At 72.9% G+C, this 20356-nt stretch carries 19 protein-coding genes; 11 read left to right on the forward strand and 8 right to left on the reverse strand.

The features are described from left to right. Positions 1-2: 2 nt before the first annotated feature. The 3 genes from K4B79_RS41330 to K4B79_RS48760 form a co-directional block, all read right to left on the reverse strand. Positions 3-1220: an acyl-CoA dehydrogenase family protein gene (locus K4B79_RS41330; RefSeq protein ID WP_232032594.1), complete on the reverse strand. Its 1218-nt coding sequence runs from the start codon at positions 1218-1220 to the stop codon at positions 3-5. Between the two features lie 28 nt (positions 1221-1248). Further along, positions 1249-2367: a dimethylsulfone monooxygenase SfnG gene (gene sfnG, locus K4B79_RS41335; protein WP_232032595.1), complete on the reverse strand. Its 1119-nt coding sequence runs from the start codon at positions 2365-2367 to the stop codon at positions 1249-1251. A 132-nt stretch (positions 2368-2499) separates the two neighbouring features. Continuing rightward, on the reverse strand, positions 2500-2583 hold the full coding sequence (locus K4B79_RS48760; RefSeq protein WP_356352894.1) for a putative leader peptide: 84 nt from the start codon (positions 2581-2583) through the stop codon (positions 2500-2502). A 138-nt stretch (positions 2584-2721) separates the two neighbouring features. On the opposite strand from K4B79_RS48760, the gene K4B79_RS41340 reads away from it, so the two are divergent. After that, positions 2722-3642: a LysR family transcriptional regulator gene (locus tag K4B79_RS41340; RefSeq protein ID WP_232032596.1), complete on the forward strand. Its 921-nt coding sequence runs from the start codon at positions 2722-2724 to the stop codon at positions 3640-3642. A 32-nt stretch (positions 3643-3674) separates the two neighbouring features. Here K4B79_RS41340 and K4B79_RS41345 read toward each other — a convergent pair whose 3' ends face one another. After that, positions 3675-3863, reverse strand: a complete 189-nt coding sequence (locus tag K4B79_RS41345; protein ID WP_232032597.1) for a hypothetical protein — start codon at positions 3861-3863, stop codon at positions 3675-3677. A 216-nt stretch (positions 3864-4079) separates the two neighbouring features. Here K4B79_RS41345 and K4B79_RS41350 point away from each other — a divergent pair, with 216 nt between their 5' ends. Both K4B79_RS41350 and K4B79_RS41355 read left to right on the forward strand, forming a co-directional pair. Further along, positions 4080-5618, forward strand: a complete 1539-nt coding sequence (locus K4B79_RS41350) for an SDR family oxidoreductase (protein WP_232032598.1) — start codon at positions 4080-4082, stop codon at positions 5616-5618. Continuing rightward, a complete protein-coding gene (locus K4B79_RS41355) occupies positions 5615-6988 on the forward strand; it encodes a cryptochrome/photolyase family protein (RefSeq protein ID WP_232032599.1) in 1374 nt (457 codons plus the stop codon). The genes K4B79_RS41350 and K4B79_RS41355 overlap by 4 nt, the downstream gene beginning before the upstream one ends. Before the next feature lie 67 nt (positions 6989-7055). Here the strand turns inward: K4B79_RS41355 and K4B79_RS41360 are convergent, their stop codons facing one another. After that, positions 7056-8087, reverse strand: coding sequence for a MerR family transcriptional regulator (locus tag K4B79_RS41360; protein ID WP_232032600.1), 1032 nt, complete (start codon positions 8085-8087; stop codon positions 7056-7058). A 138-nt stretch (positions 8088-8225) separates the two neighbouring features. Here K4B79_RS41360 and K4B79_RS41365 point away from each other — a divergent pair, with 138 nt between their 5' ends. Both K4B79_RS41365 and K4B79_RS41370 read left to right on the forward strand, forming a co-directional pair. Beyond that, positions 8226-8903, forward strand: coding sequence for a sigma-70 family RNA polymerase sigma factor (locus tag K4B79_RS41365; protein WP_232032601.1), 678 nt, complete (start codon positions 8226-8228; stop codon positions 8901-8903). A 220-nt stretch (positions 8904-9123) separates the two neighbouring features. Then, positions 9124-9564 carry an SPW repeat protein gene (locus tag K4B79_RS41370; RefSeq protein WP_232032602.1) on the forward strand — a complete coding sequence of 147 codons (441 nt, stop codon included), beginning with the start codon at positions 9124-9126 and terminating at the stop codon, positions 9562-9564. 163 nt (positions 9565-9727) lie between these two features. Here the strand turns inward: K4B79_RS41370 and K4B79_RS41375 are convergent, their stop codons facing one another. Beyond that, a complete protein-coding gene (locus K4B79_RS41375) occupies positions 9728-10465 on the reverse strand; it encodes a phosphotransferase (protein ID WP_232032603.1) in 738 nt (245 codons plus the stop codon). A gap of 103 nt (positions 10466-10568) precedes the next feature. On the opposite strand from K4B79_RS41375, the gene K4B79_RS41380 reads away from it, so the two are divergent. Further along, on the forward strand, positions 10569-11105 hold the full coding sequence (locus K4B79_RS41380; RefSeq protein WP_232032604.1) for a hypothetical protein: 537 nt from the start codon (positions 10569-10571) through the stop codon (positions 11103-11105). A gap of 119 nt (positions 11106-11224) precedes the next feature. After that, positions 11225-11488, forward strand: a complete 264-nt coding sequence (locus tag K4B79_RS41385; protein ID WP_057611480.1) for a GlsB/YeaQ/YmgE family stress response membrane protein — start codon at positions 11225-11227, stop codon at positions 11486-11488. 146 nt (positions 11489-11634) lie between these two features. Here K4B79_RS41385 and K4B79_RS41390 read toward each other — a convergent pair whose 3' ends face one another. Both K4B79_RS41390 and K4B79_RS41395 read right to left on the reverse strand, forming a co-directional pair. Beyond that, positions 11635-12411: a GNAT family N-acetyltransferase gene (locus K4B79_RS41390; RefSeq protein WP_232032605.1), complete on the reverse strand. Its 777-nt coding sequence runs from the start codon at positions 12409-12411 to the stop codon at positions 11635-11637. A gap of 61 nt (positions 12412-12472) precedes the next feature. After that, positions 12473-12859, reverse strand: coding sequence for a MerR family transcriptional regulator (locus K4B79_RS41395; RefSeq protein WP_232032606.1), 387 nt, complete (start codon positions 12857-12859; stop codon positions 12473-12475). An 80-nt stretch (positions 12860-12939) separates the two neighbouring features. On the opposite strand from K4B79_RS41395, the gene K4B79_RS41400 reads away from it, so the two are divergent. The 4 genes from K4B79_RS41400 (at position 12940) to K4B79_RS41415 (ending at position 20352) form a co-directional block, all read left to right on the forward strand. Further along, positions 12940-14139 (forward strand): MFS transporter, encoded by a 1200-nt coding sequence (locus tag K4B79_RS41400; protein ID WP_232032607.1) that lies wholly within the window; start codon positions 12940-12942, stop codon positions 14137-14139. Between the two features lie 469 nt (positions 14140-14608). Next, positions 14609-14836, forward strand: coding sequence for a hypothetical protein (locus K4B79_RS41405; RefSeq protein WP_232032608.1), 228 nt, complete (start codon positions 14609-14611; stop codon positions 14834-14836). A gap of 5 nt (positions 14837-14841) precedes the next feature. After that, positions 14842-15918 (forward strand): UDP-glucose 4-epimerase GalE, encoded by a 1077-nt coding sequence (gene galE, locus K4B79_RS41410; protein ID WP_232032609.1) that lies wholly within the window; start codon positions 14842-14844, stop codon positions 15916-15918. 144 nt (positions 15919-16062) lie between these two features. After that, positions 16063-20352, forward strand: coding sequence for an aminotransferase class I/II-fold pyridoxal phosphate-dependent enzyme (locus K4B79_RS41415; RefSeq protein WP_232032610.1), 4290 nt, complete (start codon positions 16063-16065; stop codon positions 20350-20352). Positions 20353-20356: the final 4 nt, after the last annotated feature.

A 20356-nucleotide genomic window follows, 5' to 3' on the forward strand; every position in this document is an offset into this window, starting at 1 on the left:
GGTCAGGAGTACCAGGTGGGTTCGGGCAGGTCGCCTTCGAGGACCCAGCGGCCGACCTCGCGCCGCTTGTAGGAGACGGGGTCGTGGAGGGTGTGGGTGCGGACGTTGCGCCAGAAGCGGTCCAGGCCCTCGGCGGTGGCGGTGGAGCGGGCGCCGGTGACCTCGAAGATCCGCTGGGAGATCTCCAGGGAGACGTCGGTGGCGCGGGCCTTGACCGCGGCCACGCGGACCTCGAAGTCGCCGCGGGCCTGTTCGGTGACCGCGTCGGGGTCGTCGTGCAGTGCCTGGCCCTCGGCGGCGACGGCGTCGGCGAGGGCCTCGACCGCCCAGAGCTTGGCGGTGAGGTCGCCGTAGGTGTCGATGACGTACGGCTCGTCGACGGCGCGCTCGTGGCCGCCGTGCAGCCAGGAGCGGGACTTCTCGCGGGTGTAGACGGCGGCCGTCTCCAGGGCGCCGCCCGCGATGCCGAGGTAGAAGTTGACGAAGACCAGCTGGATGGTGGGGACGTTGAGGGTGTTGTAGACGCGCGGCCGGAACACCTTGTCGACGTAGCCGGCCGCCGACGACCAGGGGGTGCGGACGCCGTCGAGGGTGACGCCACCGCTCTCGGTGAGCCGCTGGCCGATGTTGTCCCAGTCGTCGTGGAAGGTCAGCCCCTCGGAGTCGGAGGGCACGATCGCGAAGACGTGGTCGTCGGTGCCTTCGAGGACGCCCTCCAGGACGGTGACGTCACTGACCTTGCTGCCGGTGGAGAAGGACTTGCGGCCGGTGAAGACGAGGTCGTCGCCGTCCTCGGTGACCACGACGTCCTTGTCGCGCGGGTTGACCGCGCCGCCGAAGAACCAGCGGTTGCGGGCGGCCTCGGCCTCGACGCGCTCCCACTGCTCGCGGGTGCCGACCAGGCGGGCGGCCCAGTTCCACAGGTAGTGGTAGCCGAGCAGCTGGCCGATGGAGCCGTCGGCCTTGGCGACCTCGCGGACCACCCGGTAGGCGGTGGTCCAGTCCTGGCCCGCGCCGCCGTGCTCCGTGGGGCCGAGCAGGGTGACGAGGCCGGAGTCCTTCAGCAGCCGGACCTCGGCGTGGGGGGTGGCGCCGGCGCGGTCGCGGGCGGCGGCGTCGGTGGCGAGGACGGCGGCGACCTCGGCGGCGCGGGCGATCCAGTCCTGGGCGGTGCGCGGGGCGGGGCGGGTCTGCCAGTCGGTGTGCGTGGCGATGCTCATGCGGATGGCCTCTTTCGCGGGTGGGGGGTCAGGCGTCGGAGTCGGGGAGTCGGGCTTCCAGCTCCCGCACGAGCGGCAGCACACGGGTGCCGAAGTACTCGACCTCCTCGTGGTAGTGCAGGAAGCCGAGCAGGAGGAGGTCCACGCCGAGCTTCTTGTAGGCGACGATCCGCTCCGCGATCTGCTCCGGGGTGCCGATCAGGCCGGTGCGGAAGCCGTCGTTGTACTGGACGAGGTCCTCGAAGGAGGAGTCCTGCCACATGCCCTTCTTGTCGCCGGTGGACTGGCCCGCCTGCTTCACCGCGGCACCGAATCCCTCGACGGCCTCGGTGTCGGCCCTGGCGACGATCTCGCGGAGCGTCTCGCGGGCCTCGGCCTCGGTGTCCCGGGCGATGAGGAAGCCGTTGAGGCCGAACTTCGGGGCCCTGCGGCCGACTTCGGCGGCGGACTTGCGGACGTCGGTGAGCTGCTCGACGACTCCGTCGAAGTCCTTGCCGTTGGAGAAGTACCAGTCGGAGACCCGGCCGGCCATGGCGCGCGCGGCGGTGGAGTTGCCGCCCTGGAAGATCTCCGGGTGCGGCCGCTCGGGGGTGTTGAGCGGCTTGGGCTTCAGCGAGAAGTCACGCAACCGGTAGAAGTCACCGGCGAGTTCGGCGTGGTCCTCGGTCCAGATCCGGCGCAGGGCGGTGATGAACTCCTCGGAGCGGCGGTAGCGCTCGTCGTGCTCCAGCCAGGGCTCGCCGAGGGCGGTGAACTCGCCCTTGAACCAGCCCGACACGACGTTCACGGCGAACCGGCCGCCCGAGAGGTGGTCGGCGGTGGCGCCGAGCTTGGCGAGGACACCGGGGTGCCACAGGCCGGGGTGGACGGCGGCGATGACCTTCAGGCGCTGGGTGGCGAGCAGCAGGGCGAGACTGAAGCTGGTCGACTCGTGCTGGTACTCGGCGCCGTAGCTGGCCATGTAGCGGACCTGGCTGAGGGCGTACTCGAAGCCGTTGTTCTCGGCGAGGACGGCGAGTTCGCGGTTGTAGTCGTAGCCCCAGTCGGTGCGCTGCTCGATCGTGCTGGTGACGAGACCGCCACTGACGTTGGGCACCCAGTAGGCGAATTTCACGGGCTTCGCGGGATGGGCGGGGTTCGCGGGCATGCGGAACTCCTGTTGCGGAGAATGTTTTCGGGCGCGCCGAATTCAGGGGTGTGCGCGGGCTCTCAGAGGGAGCGCGGGCGCGGTGAATTCAGGCGGGAAAAGGGAAAATCGCGGCGGATCGTGGAGTGGTGATCAGGCCGCGGGGCAACAGGAGGCGCTGGAGACGCGCGCGAGGTCGACATGGCGTCGCCGCGTGAGGTCCAGTCGCATCTTCATGCCGTCGATGGTGGCAGTCGGCCGCGAGAACCGTCAAGGAAAACCCGACCGGTCTCGCATCGCGGACCATTGAATTTCACGAACGTGTGACAGGGAAACCCTTGAACGGGCCAAGAATCCGCCCGCATTCTGCTGGGCGTGCGAACCGAACAGCTGGAATACATCGCCGCGGTCACGCGCCTGGGATCCCTGCGCCGGGCCGCGGAGGAACTGCGCCTGTCGCAGCCCGCGTTGAGCGAGACCGTGCGCAATCTGGAGCGCGAACTGGGGGTGGATCTCCTGGAGCGCAAGCGGACCGGGGCGACGATGAGCGCCGAGGGCCGCGATCTGCTGCCGTACATCGTCCATGTGCTGGAGGCGGTGGACCGGCTGCGGTCGGCGGCGGGTGAACGGCACCGCGTCAGCCGCATGGTACGGGTGGGTACGGTGAACGCGGCGACGGTGCCGCTGCTGGTCCCGGCCGTGCGGGACTTCCGGGCGGCGCACGCCCGTACCCAGGTCGAGGTGGTGGGCGCGCGGCAGAGCGAGATCCACCGGGCGCTGTCCGAGGGCGGTCTCGACCTCGGTCTGGTCAACCATCTGGACGGCGACGACCCGCCGGCCGGCTTCGACTCCGTACAACTGCTGCACGGGCGGCCGGTGGTGTGCCTGCGCCCGGACAGCCCGCTCGCCTCACGGCCGTACGTCTCGGCGGACGATCTGCTCGGCGAGCCGCTGATCGCGATGCGCACCGGCTATGTCATGCACCGCTATGTGCACCGGCTCCTGGCGGGCCGGGAGGCGTCGTTCGCGTACTCCACCGACGGTGCCGAGATGGGGAAGCTGATGGTCGCCGAGGGGCTGGGGGTGACCGTGCTGCCCGACTTCAGTGTGGTCGGGGATCCGCTGGAGCGGCTGGGCACGATCACCCACCGGCCGATCGCGGGGGACGCGACCCGGGTGCTGCTGACGCTGCGGCGCCGCAGGGCCGAGTCGGTCCCGCAGGCGGCCCGGCATCTGCACGAGGCGTTCGTGCGCCGGGCCAGCGAGCTGGGCGGGACGCTCACCGTGTCCCGTTGAGAGGGCGGGTCAGTCCTCGTCGACCGGGCGGGTCAGTCCTCGTCGCGTGCCGGGACCACCACGAGGAACGCGTCCGACTTGAGATCCATCACGACGGTCGCCGGCTCACCCTCGGCGCGCCGCCTCGCCGCGTACTCCTCCGCCGGCCACGATCCGCGCGGAGCCCCCGCAGGAAACCGCTCCAACACCTTCGCGCCCATAGCGGCAGACACCTCCACCATCGTTCGTCCACTCGGCCTGTCTCGTATCTGTCCGCCTGCCCGCGAATGGTCAGGTCATGTCCACGTCTTCGGGTGCTCGCCGACGGATGCCGGCCACCACACCTGTGCGCCGATGTCCCGCGCAGAAGCGCCACCTCCCGAAGAACCCCGCCGCATCCGAAGCGGCCCCGACGGTGGAAGTGATCACAGGGGGCCGACAGAAAGGACCGGGTTGGGATGGACCACGACGACACACGGACGGGGCTGCGCTGCCTGGTGACCGGGGCCACCGGCTATGTCGGCGGCCGCCTCGTCCCCGAGCTGCTCGCCGCGGGACACCGGGTGCGGTGCCTGGCCCGCTCCCCCGAGCGGCTGCGCGACCACCCATGGGCCGGCGAGGCCGACGTGGTGCGCGGCGACGTCACCGACGCGGACTCCGTCGCCCGCGCCCTGGAGGGCGTCGACGTCGCGTACTACCTGGTGCACGCGCTGCATTCCGGCAAGGGCTTCGAGGCGAGCGACCGGCAGGCCGCGCGTGTCTTCGCCGGGGCGGCCCGGTCCGCGGGCGTGCGGCGCATCGTCTATCTGGGCGGCCTCACCCCGGCGGGCGTGCCCGAGGCGGAGCTCTCGCCGCATCTGCGCTCGCGCGCCGAGGTGGGCCGCATCCTGCTGGACTCGGGCGTGCCGACCACCGTCCTGCGGGCCGCCGTCGTCATCGGCTCGGGCTCCGCCTCCTTCGAGATGCTGCGCTACCTCACCGAGCGCCTGCCGGTGATGGTCACCCCGAGCTGGGTGCACACCCGTATCCAGCCCGTGGCGATCCGGGACGTGCTGCGCGCCCTCGTGGGCAGCGCCCGGATGCCCGACGAGGTCAACCGCGCCTTCGACCTCGGGGGCCCCGAGGTGCTGACGTACCGGCAGATGATGCTCCGGTACGCGGCGGTCGCCGGACTGCCCCGCCGGGTCATCCTCCCGGTGCCGGTCCTCACCCCCGGTCTGTCCAGCCACTGGGTCGGTCTGGTGACACCGGTGCCCGCCTCCATCGCCCGGCCCCTCGCCGAGTCGCTGCGCCACGAAGTGGTCTGCCACGAACACGACATCGCCCGCCACGTGCCCGACCCGCCGGGACATCCCCTCGGTTTCGACGAGGCCCTACGCCTGGCGCTGCGGCGGGTGCGGGAGGCCCGGGTGACGACCCGGTGGTCCTCGGCCTCGGTGCCGGGCGCGCCCAGCGACCCGCTGCCCACCGACCCCGACTGGGCCGGCGGCAGCCTCTACACCGACCACCGGGAGCTGACCGTCGACGCCACGCCCGAGGCGCTGTGGCGGGTCGTCGAGGGCATCGGAGGCGAGAACGGCTGGTACTCCTTCCCGCTCGCCTGGGCGGTGCGCGGGTGGCTGGACCGGCTGGTGGGCGGGGTGGGGCTGCGGCGGGGCCGCCGGGACACCGAACGGCTGCGGGTCGGCGACTCGCTGGACTTCTGGCGGGTCGAGGAGATCGAGCCGGGCCGGCTGCTGCGGCTGCGGGCCGAGATGCGGCTGCCGGGCCTGGCCTGGCTGGAGATGCGGGCCGAAACCGACGAGGAGGGCCGCACCCGCTACCGGCAGCGGGCCCTGTTCCATCCGCACGGGCTGCTGGGCCAGGCCTACTGGTGGGGCGTCACGCCCTTCCACGCCGTCGTGTTCGGCGGCATGGCCCGCAACATCGCACGGGCCGCGGCGGGTGCCTCCGCCGACCCCTCGCACCCCGACCCTTTCACTGGAGCGGCACGATGACCATCTCCGTCGTCCTGTTCACGTGCGACCTGCGGCTGCACGACCATCCGCCGCTCCGTGCGGCGCTCGACGGTACCGACCGGGTGGTCCCGCTGTTCGTGCGGGACCGGGCCGTGGACGACGCCGGTTTCGCCGTGCCCAACCGGCTCGCCTTCCTCGCCGACTGCCTGCGCGATCTGGACGCCGGACTGCGCGCCCGGGGCGGCCGGCTGATCGTGCGCGGCGGCGATCTCGTCGACCAGGTGTGCAAGGTGGCCGCCGAGGCGGACGCCGACGAGGTGCACATGGCGGCCGACGTCAGCGCCCACGCGCGCCGACGGGAGGACCGGCTGCGCCGGGCCCTGGAGGCGGAGGGGGTACGGCTGCACGTGCACGACACGGTGACCACGGCCGTCGCGCCCGGTGCCGTGCTCCCGGCCTCCTCGGACCACTTCGCCGTCTTCACGCCGTACTTCCGGCACTGGTCGCGGCAGCCGTTGCGCCCGCCGCTCGGTGCCCCGCGCGTGGTGCGGGTCCCCGACGCGGTGGGGTCCGAACCGCTGCCCTCGCGCGAGGGCCTGTCCGGGATCTCCGAAGGGCTCGCCGACGGGGGTGAGACGGTGGGCCGCGAGCGGCTGGCCTCATGGCTGCGCGGCGGCCTGCCCGCCTACGCGGACCGGCACGACGATCTGGCGGGCGACGCCACCTCCCGCCTCTCTCCCCACCTGCACTTCGGCACCCTCTCCCCCGTCGAACTCGTCCACCGGGCCCGCCGCGCGGGCGGCCCGGGAGCGGAGGCGTTCGTACGGCAGCTCGCCTGGCGCGACTTCCACCGCCAGGTCCTCGCCGCGCGCCCGACGGCGGCCCGCGCCGACTACCGCCCCCGGCACGACCGTTGGCGGTCCGGGCGGGCCGCGGACGAGGACGCGGCGGCGTGGCGGGAGGGCCGCACCGGCTATCCGGTCGTCGACGCGGCCATGCGCCAGCTGCGCCACGAGGGCTGGATGCACAACCGCGGGCGCCTGCTGACCGCGAGCTTCCTCGCCAAGACGCTGTACGTCGACTGGCGCGTCGGCGCCCGCCACTTCCTGGACCTGCTGGTGGACGGCGACGTCGCCAACAACCAGCTCAACTGGCAGTGGACGGCCGGCACCGGCACCGACACCCGCCCCCACCGGGTCCTCAATCCCGTCACCCAGGCCAAGCGGTACGACCCCGACGGCGCCTACGTCCGCCGCTGGGTACCGGAGCTGCGGGAGCTGGCGGGTCCCGCGGTGCACGAGCCGTGGAAGCTCCAGGGGCTGGACCGGGCGGGGATCGACTATCCGGACCCGATCGTCGATCTGTCCGACGGGCTCGCCCGTTTCCGGCGGGCCCGGGGCCGCGACTGACGTACGGAGGCCGGGGCACACAACGTGCGCCGACCGGGCGGGGCGGATCAGGGGCCGCGGCGGGACGTCAGAGGTGTCCGGCCGCGGCCTCGCCGGCCGGTCCGGTCAGCAGGTCCAGGGCGTCCTGGAGGGTGGCCGGCCGGGGCATTCCCCGGCCGGAGTGCCCGATCCAGCCCGGGCCGCCGAGCATCACGACCGGCTGGTGGCGGGCGCCCTTCACGCCCCACCGGGCGCCGGCCACGTGCCGGGCCAGCGGCAGGCTCGCCGAGGAACGCGTCTGGGCCCACAGGAAGACCACGGACGGGCCGATCCGGTCCACCGCGGCGACGAGGGCCTCGGCGGGCACGGCGGCGCCGAACATCCTGGTGGGCAGGCCCCGTTCGCCCAGCGCGGCGTTGAGCGCCTCCAGCGGCAGGGTGTGCTGCTCCCCGGGGACGCAGGCCAGCACCGTCGGCCCAGGCGCCGGGGCGTCGCCATGGGCGACCGGAGGAGGGGTGAGGCGTCGGAGTGCGGTGGACACGTGCCAGGACAGCAGGTGCTCGACCTCGACGTAACGGTCGCCCGACGAGGCCCACTTGCGGCCGACCGCGTGCAGGGTGGGCACCATGACCTCCTGCCAGGCGACGGTGAGGCCGTGGGTCTCCACGGCGGCGGCCAGCTGTGCCTCGACCGCCGGCGCGTCGAGGCGGACCGCGGCGCGGGCGAGGCCGCGGCACTCCTGGCGGACGTCGCCCAGCGGGAGGGTTCCGGCCGCCCGGGACCGCGCCGTGGGCGCGGGCTCGGGAGCGGCGCGCGGCCCCCGCTCGCTCTCCGAGGTCTCCCGTGCCACCCGGGCGGCCTCGGCGGGCGGCACTCCGGCGGACGTCAGACGGCACATCGTCTCCAGCACGGCGACGTCCCGCGGGGTCCAGCGGCGGTGCCGTCCGTCGGTGCGGACCGCGGGACCGATGCCGTAGCGGCGGTCCCAGGAGCGCAGCGTGGTGGGCGACACGCCGAGCCGGCGGGCCAGCGCGCCGGTGGTGAGGCTCGTCGCGGTGTCCCGGGGGGCCTGTCCCCGCCCGGCCTCCTCGCCCGCTCCGGCGTCCGGTGTCCCCGTCATGGTTCGACCATACGATGCACAACCGATGCGAGTTGATCGCTCTGCCGCCCGGCTCGGAGGATGACCGCACCGGCCGACACGGTCCCCGGCAGCACCGAGCCCGGCCGCCGGACCCACCGCACGTGAGGAACCGCCGCCATGAACTCCTTGCCGAGCACACGCACGCACCGCCGGGCGAACAACGTGCGCGACCGGGTTCCCGCCGGGGACCGGCTGACCGAGGAGGAGCTCGCCCGCGGGCTGGTGGCCGGGGACGAGGCCTGCCTGACAGCCGCGTACCGCCGCTGGTCCGCCCTCGTGCACACGCTGGCCTGGCGCTCCCTGGGCGATCCCAGGGAGGCGGAGGACGTCACGCAGCAGGTCTTCCTCGGGGTGTGGTGCGGGCGGCAGGGCTATCGGCCCGAGCGCGGCACGCTCGCCGGCTGGATCGTGGGCATCACCCGCCGCAAGACCGCCGACGCGCTCGCCGCGCGCAGCCGCCGCGCCGACCTGGTCGCCCGCGCGGGCGCCCGTCTCGCGCGGACCGAGCCCTTCGGTGACCGTACGGACACCACCCTGGACCAGGTGGTGGTCCGCGCCGAACTCGCCAGACTGCCCTCCGCGCAGCAGCGGGTGCTGCGTCTGACGTTCTACGAGGATTTGAGCCAGACCCAGATCGCCGAGCGGACGGGGTGGCCGCTGGGCACGGTCAAGAGCCACGCGCGACGCGGACTGCACCGGCTCCACCGCAGCCTCGCGTTCGTTTTCGATGCGGGTGCATCCGCGACAGCGCCTCCGTCGGAAGTGATGGGCACGGCGCACACGCACGCGCCGTAAAGGGGAGTCCCCTCGCTCCCTGTCCGCTCCTCGGGGAGAGTCGGTGCTCCCCGAGGGGCGGACCTGAGCCGTCGCCGGGCCACGGGCGCCTCCCTGCCCCCTACGCACACCTCCCTGACCACTACACATAAGGGAGAAATAAGCGCAGAATGGACCTGCGCGGCGCTAACCGCACACCGCACCAGACGCGGTCAGGCCAGCAAGTCAAAGGAGACGAGTCATGGCCAATGTCTCGCCCACCCGAGGTGACATCTCCAGCCACCCCGACGTCAACGAAATGCGGGACCGCTACGCCCGCATGCTCGGCGGTCGCGATGTGGCGCTCGTGGACGGACCGGTGTTCCTTCTCGGTCTGTACTGTGCCGCATCCCCGTGGATAGTCCACTACACGACGAGCCAGCCCGACCTCGTGGTCCACAACCTCATCGTGGGCATCGCGATCGGTCTGCTCGCCCTCGGGTTCACCCGGGCTCCGGAGCGCATGTACGGCCTGAGCTGGGCCATGTGCGCGCTGGGCGTGTGGATGATCGTCTCGCCGTGGATCGTCGGCGAGAGCCCGGACGCGGGAGTCGTGTGGAACAACATCATCATCGGCGCCCTGGCTCTGATCCTGGGGCTGCTGTGCATCGGTACGGCGGCGAAGAGCGCCCCCAAGCCATAGGCGACCCCGCCTGAAGGGAACACCGGCACGCCCTGCCCGAAGGGAACAGGCACGAGGGCCGGCCCGCTCTATCGCGGACCGGCCCCCGCACGTCCGTCGCCCCGTCGGCAGGCCGGCACCCCCACGGCTCCTGCCGCAGCGGACTGCCGGTCTCCGCCCACCGTCACCGCAACAGGGCCCCCAGCTCCCGCCGGTGACCGGCCACCCACTCCCGGGCCGCCCGTACCTCGTCGACGGCGCCCGATGCGCGCAGACCGACCATGGCCGGTTCGCCGCGTGCCGCCCCGGCCTCGATCCCGCGCCGACAGCGGTCCTGCCACCACAGGATCGTGTCGATGAGATCCTCACGCCCGTCGAGGCCGTAGGCGTCGCAGACCAGACGGATCCGGCGCGCCGCCTCGGACACGTCGCTCACTCCCGGTCCCAGATCGAGGTACTGCCAGCACAGGTGGGCGAGGTCGTGCACCCGCTCCCCGGGGGCGGCCAGATCCCAGTCGACGAAGGCGAGCGGGTGCCAGTGCTCGCCCCGGACGGCGTACACGGTGTTCTTCGGGGCGAGGTCGTTGTGGCACACGACGTCCCGGCCGCCGGCCGACGGTGTGCCGTGGGTGAGGTCGTGGAAGGCGCGGACGAGCCGGGCCACCTGTTCGAGAGCGGTGTCGGTACGGGCGGCGACCCGCTCGTCCGGCGTCAGGGCCGCCCGGCCCTCGATGTACCCGAACGTCTCCCTGCCCCGCTCGTCCGTCCCGAGGAACCGCGGCGCGCCCGGCCAGCCGCTCCGCTCGAACAGCGCGAGCAGGTCCCGTACGTAGTCCGACCGCGGTGACGCGGTTCGCCGTACGGTCGCGCCGACCCGCACGACCTCGTTGACCGCGCCCCCGCCGAGCACCGATTCCTCCACCTGGGATCCGCCTTCCCTCGCCCGTCCCTCGCCGCCGAGAGAGGCAGGGTACGCGAGGGAAATCCGGTCGCCCGCCGCGGTGCGCGACTGGCACGCTGACGCCATGGCTGACGCGGAAGCACTGCTCATCGGTGGCCGGGCCGGGGTCGGGAAGACGACGGTGGGGTGGGAGGTCTCGGCCCGCCTGCGGGCGGCCGAGGTCGGGCACGCCGTGATCGACGGGGACTTCATGGGGCAGGTGCATCCGGCGCCGGAGGGCGATCCGCACCGGGCCGCCATCACCGAGCGCAATCTGACCGCCGTCTGGGGCAACTACGCCGCCCTGGGCTGTCGACGCCTGGTGTACGTGAACACCGTGAGCGTCCTGGCGGAGGCGGAGGGCATCTTCCGCGGGGCGATGGGCGACGGCGTACGGCTGGTACGGGTGCTGCTCACCGCCACCGACCGGACGGCGGAACTCCGGCTGCGCGGGCGGGAGATCGGCTCCGAGTTCGAGCACGAGCTGCGGGGCAGCGCCCGCAAGGCCCGGATGCTGGACGAGCGGGCATCCGCGGACACCCTGCGGGTCGCGACCGACGGACGCACCGTGATCGACATCGCGGACGAGGTGGTCCGCGCCACCGGCTGGACCGCCTCGTGAACCGTCGGACGGGCCCGCCGTGACCCGGCTCCGGCCGACGGTTGCGGCCGGAGCGGACTGTCCGCGCCTCCTGGGGGCACACGCACTGGTGCGGGGGTCTTGACAGAAGAGGGGCGGAGATGGAAGTCGACGGCATCATCAGTGCCATCGTGATCGGCATCGTCATCGGTGTCCTGGGCCGGCTCGTGGTCCCGGGGCGCCAGCGCATCGGGATCCTGTGGACGATCCTCGTCGGCATCGTTGCCGCGCTGATCGGCTCGGCGATCGCCGGCGCCTTCGACGTGGCCGACACCAAGGGCGTGGACTGGGTCGAGTGGCTCATCCAGATCGGTCTCGCCGCACTGGGCGTGGCCGCGCTGGACCGGTCGAAGGCACGCCGCTGACGGCGGGCTGACAGCATTCCGGGTGGCCCTCGGCGAGGGCCGACCCACGCACGTGCGCGGCGCGTCGACAGGGGTCGGCGCGCCGTGCGCATACGCCGGCACCGGCAGGGCGGCGCGCCGTGCCCGTACGGCGGCCCGGCGCAGGGCTACGGCACGTACACGTACGGCGTCGTCGTGGTCAGCGCCTCGAAGCCCAGGCGTTCGAGGACCGGGCGGCTCGTGCTCAGGGCGTCGACCTGGAGATAGCGGTAACCGCGGTCCACGGCGGCGCGGGCCCGGTGGGCGACGAGCGCACGGTAGATGCCACGGCCGCGCCACTCCTCCAGCGTGCCGCCGCCCCACAGTCCGGCGAAGCGGGTACCGGGGACCATTTCCATCCGGGCCGCGCTGACCGGGGTGTCGCCGGCGAGCGCGACGACGGCGACGACGCTGTCCGGGTCGTCCGTCAGCCGGGCCAGGAGCTGGTGCCGCAGCCGTGAGCCGTCGGTGCCGAACGCCTTCTCGTGCACGTCCGCGACGAGGTCCACGCCCGCGCGGTCGGTGACGGGCAGGACACGGATCCCCTCCGGTGGATCGGCGTCCAGGGTGAGATCGGCGACCTCGCCGATCATCAGCGTCTCCTCGGGTTGGGGCGTGAACCCGGCGGCCCTGAGCCGCTTGCCCAGGTCCACCGGCAGGTCGTGGCCGTAGACCTTCCACTCGAACTCGCGGCCTAGCGCCGTGAAGTGGGCGATCTGTTCGGCGATCGCCGCGTCCGCGCCCGCCGCGTCCAGGTCGGACCACACGACGCCGTTCCAGCCGTGGGCCGAGGAGACCTGGCGGACCACGCCCCCGGTCCGCTCGACGCGGGCGTCGGGGCCGTCCGGCTGTGCGCCCTCGCGCATGTCCCGGTCGAACAGGGCGAGTACCGCGGCATGATCCATGCGCTCACTTCACCACCCGCACGCCCCCGAGGGCAACGGCGTTTACGGTGTTCACCGCGTTCTACGACGTTTGTGGCCGTCCGGTGTCCGGCCGGACCGCGGCGAGGTACGCGCTGAGCCGGTCGCGGTTGCGGGCCAGGCAGTCGATACGGGCCTGGATGCGGTCGAGGTGGGCGCTCAGCAGGGCGGCCGTCTCCGGGGTGAGGTGCTCCGGGGGCAGCAGGATCTCCTCGGGTCCGGAGAGGTAGGGCAGGATCGCCCGGATCATCTCCGTGGTCAGGCCGGAGTCGAGCAGGCCGCGGATCTGCTGGACGTCCCGGACGGCGGCCTCGTCGTAGTCGCGGTAGCCGTTCCCGGTCCGGGCCGGGTGCAGCAGGTCCTGTTCCTCGTAGTACCGCAGCAGACGGGTGGGGACGCCGGTCCGGTGGGACAGTTCGCCGATCTTCATCAGGCCGCCTCGCCGATCGTCGTGACGTGCTCCGGGTCACCCTTGCCTTCACACTGATGTGAGGGTCCGAGCATGGTCGCATGTCCACCGCATCCCAGGTCAAGGGCACTGCCCTGCCCACGTCCCTGCCGTGGTCGGGGCTGCTCGCCCTGTCCACGGCCGCCTTCACCGCCGTGATGACCGAGCTGCTCCCGGCGGGCCTGCTCCCGCGCATGGCGCCGGCGCTGGGCGTCTCCGAGGCGCGCGTCGGCTTTCTGGTGACCGGGTACGCGCTCGCCTCCTTCGTGGCGGCCATCCCGCTGACGGCGTTGCTGCGCGGGCTGCCGCGTCGGCCGGTGCTGGTCGGGGCGCTGCTCGGGTTCGCGGTGAGCAATCTGGTGGTCGCGCTGTCGTCGTCGTACCCGCTCACCTTCGCCGCCCGGCTGGTCGCCGGGGGCATGGGCGGCACGCTGTGGGCGATGCTCGTCGGGTACGCGGCCCGGATGGTGCCCGCCGAGCGGCGCGGGCGGGCCATCGCGATCGTCCTCGCGGGGATCACGCTCGCGCTGTCCCTGGGGGTGCCGGCCGGGACCGCGCTGGCCGGGGTGCTCGGCTGGCGCGCGGTCTTCGGCGTGCTGGCCGGGCTCGCGGTGCTGCTGGTGGTCTGGGTACTCCGGTGGGTTCCCGGCTTCCCCGGCGAGCCGGCCGGAGCGCGGGTGCCGCTCGGCCGGGTGGCGACCCTGCCGGGCATCCCGGTGGTCCTGTCGGTGACGCTGTTCCTGCTGCTGGGGCATCAGGTGATGTACACGTACGTGGCCCCGTTCGCGGCGCACTCCGGGTTCGGACGTACGGGCCTGGTGCTGCTGGTGTTCGGGACGGCCACGGTCGCCGGGATCTGGATCACGGGCGCACTGGTCGACCGACGGCTGCGGCCCACGCTGCTCGGCGCGCTCGGCCTGTGCACGGTGGTCATGCTCGCGCTCGGCCTCTCCGCCCGCTCTCCGGCGGTGCTGGTCGTGGCGGTCGCGCTGTGGGGCCTGGCCTTCGGCGGGGCGCCGACGCTGATCCAGACCGCGCTGGTCGACGCTTCGGGTCCGGCCGCGGCGGACGTGGCCACGTCCTTGCAGACCACCGTCTACAACGCGGGGATCGCGGCGGGCTCGCTCACCGGCGGGCTCGCCCTGGACCACCTGGGCGCCGGGGCGCTGCCCTGGACCGCGTTCCCGCTGATCGCGGCCGCGCTCGTCACGGTGGCCGTCGGCCGACGGCACGCCTTCCCGGCCGGCCGGACACGCGTCTAGGGGGTGTGGTGGTGGGTTGCGGTGCGCGATGCCTGCGGCGCGCTGTGCGGCTTCGGTGGGGGCGTGCGTAGCGCCTGCGGTCCGGTGGGTGGGTCGGGGCCGGGGCGGGGGGTCTCCGTCCTCGGTCCGGCGGAACTGTGTCTCCGGGTTGTGCTGCGTGTCGGACGCCGGCCGCTGCGGGCGGACACCCCCCGCCCCGTCCCCTTCCCGCCGTGGGCGGCTACGACGCCAACGGCCGACGGTGCTTCACGTCCCAGGGCGACTGCAGGTGCTTTTAGGGGCGCGGGGAACTGCGCGATCAGCCACAACGCACCCGCAGCCGCCCCACGACCGCACCCGGCACCCCCGCTCCTCAGGCGTCTCCGCCGCCTTGACGTACGGGAACGAGAGGCGCAGAGTCGTACATATACGTCGTAAACATACGAAGTCCGTGTACAGCGCACTGCACCCCACGGTGGGAGCGTCGCCCATGACGCACAGCGAGTCGGTCCGCACTCCGGCGGATCCGGTCCAGGTGGAACGCCCTCTGGCGGCCGTCCCGGACGGCACGGTCGTCCGGGTGACCGCGAGCGGTCCGCTGTTGCAGCTCACTGCCGAGCGGACACAGGGGCCGCGGCCGCCGCTCGCACGGCTGATCCTCCCGTTCGCGGCGATCGCCGCGGCCCTCTCCGGTGTCGCCCTCGTGCTGGGCCGGTGAGCACCATGGACACCAGGTCGCCGTACCCCAGGCCACCCTCCACGGTCCTGGTGACCGGCGGGGCCGGCTTCATCGGCAGCCACGCCTGCGTGGAACTCCTCGACCACGGCTACGAGGTGATCGTCGTCGACGACTACTCCAACAGCGCACCCCAGGTCCTGTCCCGGGTGGAACGGATCGCCGGCCGTTTCGTCGGCGCCGTCTACGAGCTGGACATCCGTGATCGGCGCGCCCTCTCGGCCGTCTTCGACCGACACCCCGTGGACGCCGTCGTGCACTTCGCCGCGCACAAGGCCGTGGGCGAGTCGACACGGATGCCCGTGCGGTACTACGACACCAATGTCGGCGGCACCACCTCCCTGCTGTCCGCCATGCAGGAACACCAGGTCCAGCGGCTGGTGTTCTCCTCCTCCTGCTCCGTCTACGGCAGCGCGGGCACCGGCCTGCTCGACGAGTCGACGCCGGCCTCGCCCACCAACCCGTACGCGTCCTCGAAGTGGATGTGCGAGAAGATCCTCGACGACGTCTGTCTGCGCCTGCCGCAGCTCTCCGTGCTGTGCCTGCGCTACTTCAACCCCACCGGCGCCCACCCGAGCGGACTGCTCGGCGAGGACCCGAGCGGGGAACCCGACAACCTCATGCCCTACGTCGCCCAGGTCGCCGTCGGCCGCCGGGAGCGTCTGCGAGTCTTCGGCGGCGACTATCCGACCACCGACGGCACCGCGGTCCGCGACTACCTCCATGTGATGGACACCGTGGAGGCGCACCGCGTGGCGCTGGACCACTTCGGCGACGCGCCGGGCATGCGGGTCTTCAATCTCGGGACCGGAAGCGGCAGTTCGGTCCTGGACGTGGTCACCGCGTTCGGCAGAGCCTGCGGCCGGACGATCCCGTACGAGATCGTCGCGCGCCGGCCAGGGGACGTGCCGGCACTGGTCGCGGACGCGAGCGCGGTGGCCCGGGCCTGGGGCTGGCGCCCCACCCGGGACCTGGCCGCGATGTGCCGGGACGCCTGGCACTTCCAGCAGCTCAACCCGCACGGCTACGCCGGATCGGCCCGGCGGTCGGGCACGAAGGAGTGACGGTCCGATCCCGGCCGCGCCGCACGCCCGAGATGCAGGCGGTGACCCGTGATGCCTAGGATCGATGTGGATCCGGACCAGGTGGACGGCCCGGTCTCCTCCAGCGGGAGGAGGCGCTCGCCCTTGGCGCCCGCACATCGGCTCATGGCCGCTCACATCGCGCTGGTCACGGCCGCCACGAGCCTGTACATGACGGTGCCCGCCACGCGCACCCCGCTGTGGGCGGTCATCGGACTCGCGGGTGTGGCCGCCGTCCTGACGGGTGTTCAGCTGCACCGGCCCGCACACCGCCTGCCCTGGTGGCTCCTGGCGGCCGGACTGCTCACCTTCATCGCGGGCGACACCTACTACAACGTGATGGAGGAGTACTTCCACGCCTCCAACCCCTTCCCCTCCCCCGCGGACGCCAGCTATCTGGCCACGTATCCGCTGTTCGCCGCCGGGCTCTACGGCCTGGTCCGGTACCGCTGGGCGGCGCACGACCTGCCCAGCCTGCTCGACGCGCTGATCGTCACCGCCGGTCTGGCGCTGCCGGTGTGGGTGTACCTGGTGCATCCGCTCACCGAGGTCGAGGGGCTGACCTGGCAGCAACGGGCCATCAGCATCGCCTACCCGCTCGGTGACGTGCTCGTCCTCGCGCTGCTGGCCCGGCTGCTGACGCCGAGACCGCTGGACGGGCACAACCGGTCCGTGCGGCTGCTGGTGCTCGGCACGGTGACCCTGCTCGTCTTCGACATCGCGTACGGCATCCTCCAGCTCAACGAGATGTGGCAGGCGGGCACGCTGCTGGACGCCGGGTGGATCGTCTTCTACACGGCCTGGGGCCTGGCCGCGCTGCACCCCTCGATGGTGGAGCTGACGGCCTCCGTACCGGTGCGGGGCTCCCTGCTCCCGCCGCCGCGCCGCCTGGTCGTGCTGGCCGCGGCCACGCTCATCGCCCCGGGGATCCTGCTGTACGAGGGGCTGACCCGCGCCGCGCACGACGCCCCGGTGATCGCCGCCTTCTCGGCCGGGCTCTTCCTGCTGGTCATCCTGCGGCTGACGGGCATGGTGGTGGCCCATCGCCGGGCGGTCACCCGGGAGCTGGCCCTGCGCGAGGTGGCGGCCTCGCTGGTGTCGGCCCTCCGGCGGGAGGAGGTGGCCGCGTCGTGCGAGGCGGCCGTGGACACACTGCTCGGGCCCGGTGTCCCGCACCGCACGGTGCTGCTGTCGGCCGAGCGGGCGGCCGACCTGTCCCCGGCCCGGTGCCGGCTCATGGCCGCCGACTCCCTGGGCCCCGATCTCGCGGCCGAGGTGGCGGGGGTGGACGGGTCGCCGTCCGTCCTGCTGTGTCCCATGACGCGTCCCGACCACCCCGCCACGGAGGTACCGGGCGTCCTGCTGGTCGCCGGTCCGGCCGGGGCGCTCTCCGAGACCTTCGGCTCCCTGGAGATCCTCGCCTCGCACGCGGGACTCGCGCTGGACCGCATCGCGCTGCGCCAGAAGGTCGTGCGCCGGGAGAGCGAGGCCTACTTCGGCACCCTCGTGCGCAACGCCTCGGACGTCATCCTGATCCTGGAGGACGACGACACGATCCGGTACGCGAGCCCGTCCGCGGCCACCGTGTTCGGCACCGCCGATCTGGTCGGGGTTCCGCTGCCGGACCTGGTGGACCCGCGCGACCGGCAGCGGGCCGCCCGTGAGCTGACCGCCGTACGGGACCACGGGCCGCGGGCGACCCACGACCACTGGTGGGTGCGCCGCCGGGACGGGCGGGCGGAGGTGGACGTGCGGTGCAGCGACTTCCGCGACGAGCCCACGGTGGGTGGGCTGGTGATCACCCTGCGGGACGTGACCGAGCAACGGCGGCTGGAGCACGAACTGACCCAGCGGGCGTTCCACGACTCGCTGACCGGGCTGCCCAACCGGACCCTGCTGCTGGAACGGATCGAGCGCGCCCTGCTGCGCGGCCGGCGCGAGTCGTCGCTGACGTGTCTGCTCTTCATCGACCTGGACGACTTCAAGCTGGTCAACGACACGCTGGGGCACTCGACGGGCGACCATCTGCTGACGGCCGTGGGCCGGCGCCTGTCCGGGGCGCTGCGGCGCACCGACACCGCGGCCCGGCTGGGCGGCGACGAGTTCGCCGTCCTGATGGAGGACGCGCGGGAACCGTTGGACGCCGAACTGCTCGCGGCGCAGGTGATCCAGACGCTGACCAGGCCGTTCGGCCTGGGGGACGAGGCGGTGACGGTGACCGCCAGCGTGGGGGTGGCCACCGCGCGCGACAGTGCGAACGCCGAGGAGCTGCTGAGCCATGCCGACCTCGCGCTGTACGCGGCGAAGGCGGCCGGCAAGCGGCAGTGGCGGCGGTTCCGGCCGCTGCTGCACGAGCGGGTGGTGGAGCGGCACGATCTCCAGACCCGGCTGGCGCGGGCGGTCGCCGGGCGGGAGTTCACGCTGCGCTACCAGCCGGTGGTGGACATCACCGCCGGCGAGATCGTCGGGTTCGAGGCGCTGGTGCGCTGGCCGCACGCCCCGCTCCAGGCGGTGCCGCCGGAGCAGTTCATCTCGCTGGCCGAGGAGACCGGGCACATCGCGCCGCTGGGGTCGTGGGTCCTGCACCACGCGACCCACGACATGGCGGAGCTGCAGCGGCTGCCCGAGGCGGGCGGGCCGCCGTACGTCAGTGTGAACGTGTCCGCCCGCCAGTTCCGGGACGTCGGGTTCGTGGACCAGGTCGGCCAGGCGCTGCGGACCCCGGGGCTGGCTCCCGGTTCGCTGCAGCTGGAGCTGACGGAGACGGTGCTGCTGCGGCGGGACGAGGGGATCGAGGAGGTGCTGCGTGCCCTCAAGGACCTGGGGGTGCACATCGCCGTCGACGACTTCGGCACGGGCTTCTCCTCGCTGCGCTATCTGCGGGACTTCCCGATCGACGTGCTGAAGATCGACAAGACCTTCATCGACGACATCCCCCACGACCCGCGGCAGGTGGCGCTGGTCGAGGGCATCGTGCACATCGCCGAGACCCTGGGGCTGCAGGTGATCGCCGAGGGGATCGAGGAGCCGGCCCAGCGGGATCTGCTGGCGGGCATGGGCTGTCGGTTCGGGCAGGGCTATCTGTTCGCCCGGCCGATGACGGTGGAACAGAGTGGGCAGGTGCTGCGGAACGGCCATGGGAAGGGCGGAAGGGCGCTGGGGCCGCGCTCCGGAAACGGCCGGCCGGTGCCGGCCGTCCCCCGCGCGGACCGCTGGGCCGACCTGGAGCACCTGCGCCGCACCAGTCCGATGAGCGACGCGGTGTTCGACGAGGTGCGCGGCCGGCGTGTCCGCAGCCGCGGGCACTGGCTGATCGACTTCGCGTCCTGCAACTACCTGGGGTTCGACTGGGATCCGGAGATCGCCGCCCGGATCGAGCCCGCGGTCCGCCGCTGGGGCACGCACCCGAGCTGGTCACGGCTGCTGGGCAGTCCGGCGCTGTACCCCGAGATCGAGGAACGGCTCGCCGCCCTGCTGGGCGCTCCCGACACGCTGCTGCTGCCGACACTGACCCTCATCCACGCCTCGGTGATCCCGGTCCTCGCGGCCGGCGGTCAGGTCTTCGTCGAGGCCAGGGCGCATCGCACGGTCTACGACGGCTGCGTCGTCGCCCGCGGCCAGGGCGCCACCCTGCGCCGCTTCCACGCGGAACGGCCCGAGGAACTCGCCGCGTTGCTGGCCTCGGCACCCACGACGGCGCCCCGCCTGGTCTGTCTGGACGGCGTCGACAGCATGAGCGGCAACATCCCCGACCTGGCCGCGCTGGCCCTGGTCTGCCGGGAGCACGGTGCGACGCTGTACGTGGACGACGCGCACGGCTTCGGCGTACTCGGGGAGCGCGGCCCGCACGAACTCTGCCCGTACGGCTCGCGCGGCAACGGCGCGGTGCGGCACACCGGGCAGAGCTACGACGGGATCGTCGTCGCCGCCGGTTTCTCCAAGGCGTACTCGTCGCTGCTGGCGTTCCTGGCGCTGCCCACCGAGCTGAAGAACCGGCTGAAGACGGCGGCGGCGCCCTACCTGTACTCCGGGCCGTCCCCCACCGCCTCGCTGGCCACCGCGCTGGCCGGCCTGGACGTCAACGAGCGGCGCGGCGACGTCCTGCGCGCCGACCTGTACCGCAAGACGGTCCGGGTGCTGGACCATCTGGAGGGACTGGACGTGGACACTCTCAACACCGACCGGCTGCCCATCGTGGAGATCCCGCTGAAGAACCCGGACGACCTCGACGCCGTCGCCGCGTTCCTGTGGGAAGAGGGCATCCATGTGACGCTGGCCGCCTATCCCCTCGTCCCGCGCGACCGGGTGGGCTTCCGGATCCAGATCACGGCGCTGAACTCCGACGAGGAGATCGAGCGGCTGACCGGCACGCTGACCCGGCTGGCGGCCCGGTTCCCGTTGCGGCAGCGGAGCTGAGCGG

Source organism: Streptomyces lincolnensis (genome assembly GCF_021173675.1).
GTDB lineage: Bacteria > Actinomycetota > Actinomycetes > Streptomycetales > Streptomycetaceae > Streptomyces > Streptomyces lincolnensis_B.

Coding starts and splice junctions, on each gene's coding strand:
- galE (WP_232032609.1), top strand. CDS start 14,842: ATGGACACCAGGTCGCCGTACCCCAGGCCACCCTCCACGGTCCTGGTG.
- K4B79_RS41385 (WP_057611480.1), top strand. CDS start 11,225: ATGGAAGTCGACGGCATCATCAGTGCCATCGTGATCGGCATCGTCATC.
- K4B79_RS41405 (WP_232032608.1), top strand. CDS start 14,609: ATGACGCACAGCGAGTCGGTCCGCACTCCGGCGGATCCGGTCCAGGTG.
- K4B79_RS41395 (WP_232032606.1), bottom strand. CDS start 12,859: ATGAAGATCGGCGAACTGTCCCACCGGACCGGCGTCCCCACCCGTCTG.
- K4B79_RS41390 (WP_232032605.1), bottom strand. CDS start 12,411: ATGGATCATGCCGCGGTACTCGCCCTGTTCGACCGGGACATGCGCGAG.
- K4B79_RS41400 (WP_232032607.1), top strand. CDS start 12,940: ATGTCCACCGCATCCCAGGTCAAGGGCACTGCCCTGCCCACGTCCCTG.
- sfnG (WP_232032595.1), bottom strand. CDS start 2,367: ATGCCCGCGAACCCCGCCCATCCCGCGAAGCCCGTGAAATTCGCCTAC.
- K4B79_RS41345 (WP_232032597.1), bottom strand. CDS start 3,863: ATGGTGGAGGTGTCTGCCGCTATGGGCGCGAAGGTGTTGGAGCGGTTT.
- K4B79_RS41355 (WP_232032599.1), top strand. CDS start 5,615: ATGACCATCTCCGTCGTCCTGTTCACGTGCGACCTGCGGCTGCACGAC.
- K4B79_RS41370 (WP_232032602.1), top strand. CDS start 9,124: ATGGCCAATGTCTCGCCCACCCGAGGTGACATCTCCAGCCACCCCGAC.
- K4B79_RS41415 (WP_232032610.1), top strand. CDS start 16,063: ATGGCCGCTCACATCGCGCTGGTCACGGCCGCCACGAGCCTGTACATG.
- K4B79_RS41365 (WP_232032601.1), top strand. CDS start 8,226: ATGAACTCCTTGCCGAGCACACGCACGCACCGCCGGGCGAACAACGTG.
- K4B79_RS48760 (WP_356352894.1), bottom strand. CDS start 2,583: ATGAAGATGCGACTGGACCTCACGCGGCGACGCCATGTCGACCTCGCG.
- K4B79_RS41380 (WP_232032604.1), top strand. CDS start 10,569: ATGGCTGACGCGGAAGCACTGCTCATCGGTGGCCGGGCCGGGGTCGGG.
- K4B79_RS41330 (WP_232032594.1), bottom strand. CDS start 1,220: ATGAGCATCGCCACGCACACCGACTGGCAGACCCGCCCCGCCCCGCGC.
- K4B79_RS41360 (WP_232032600.1), bottom strand. CDS start 8,087: ATGACGGGGACACCGGACGCCGGAGCGGGCGAGGAGGCCGGGCGGGGA.
- K4B79_RS41350 (WP_232032598.1), top strand. CDS start 4,080: ATGGACCACGACGACACACGGACGGGGCTGCGCTGCCTGGTGACCGGG.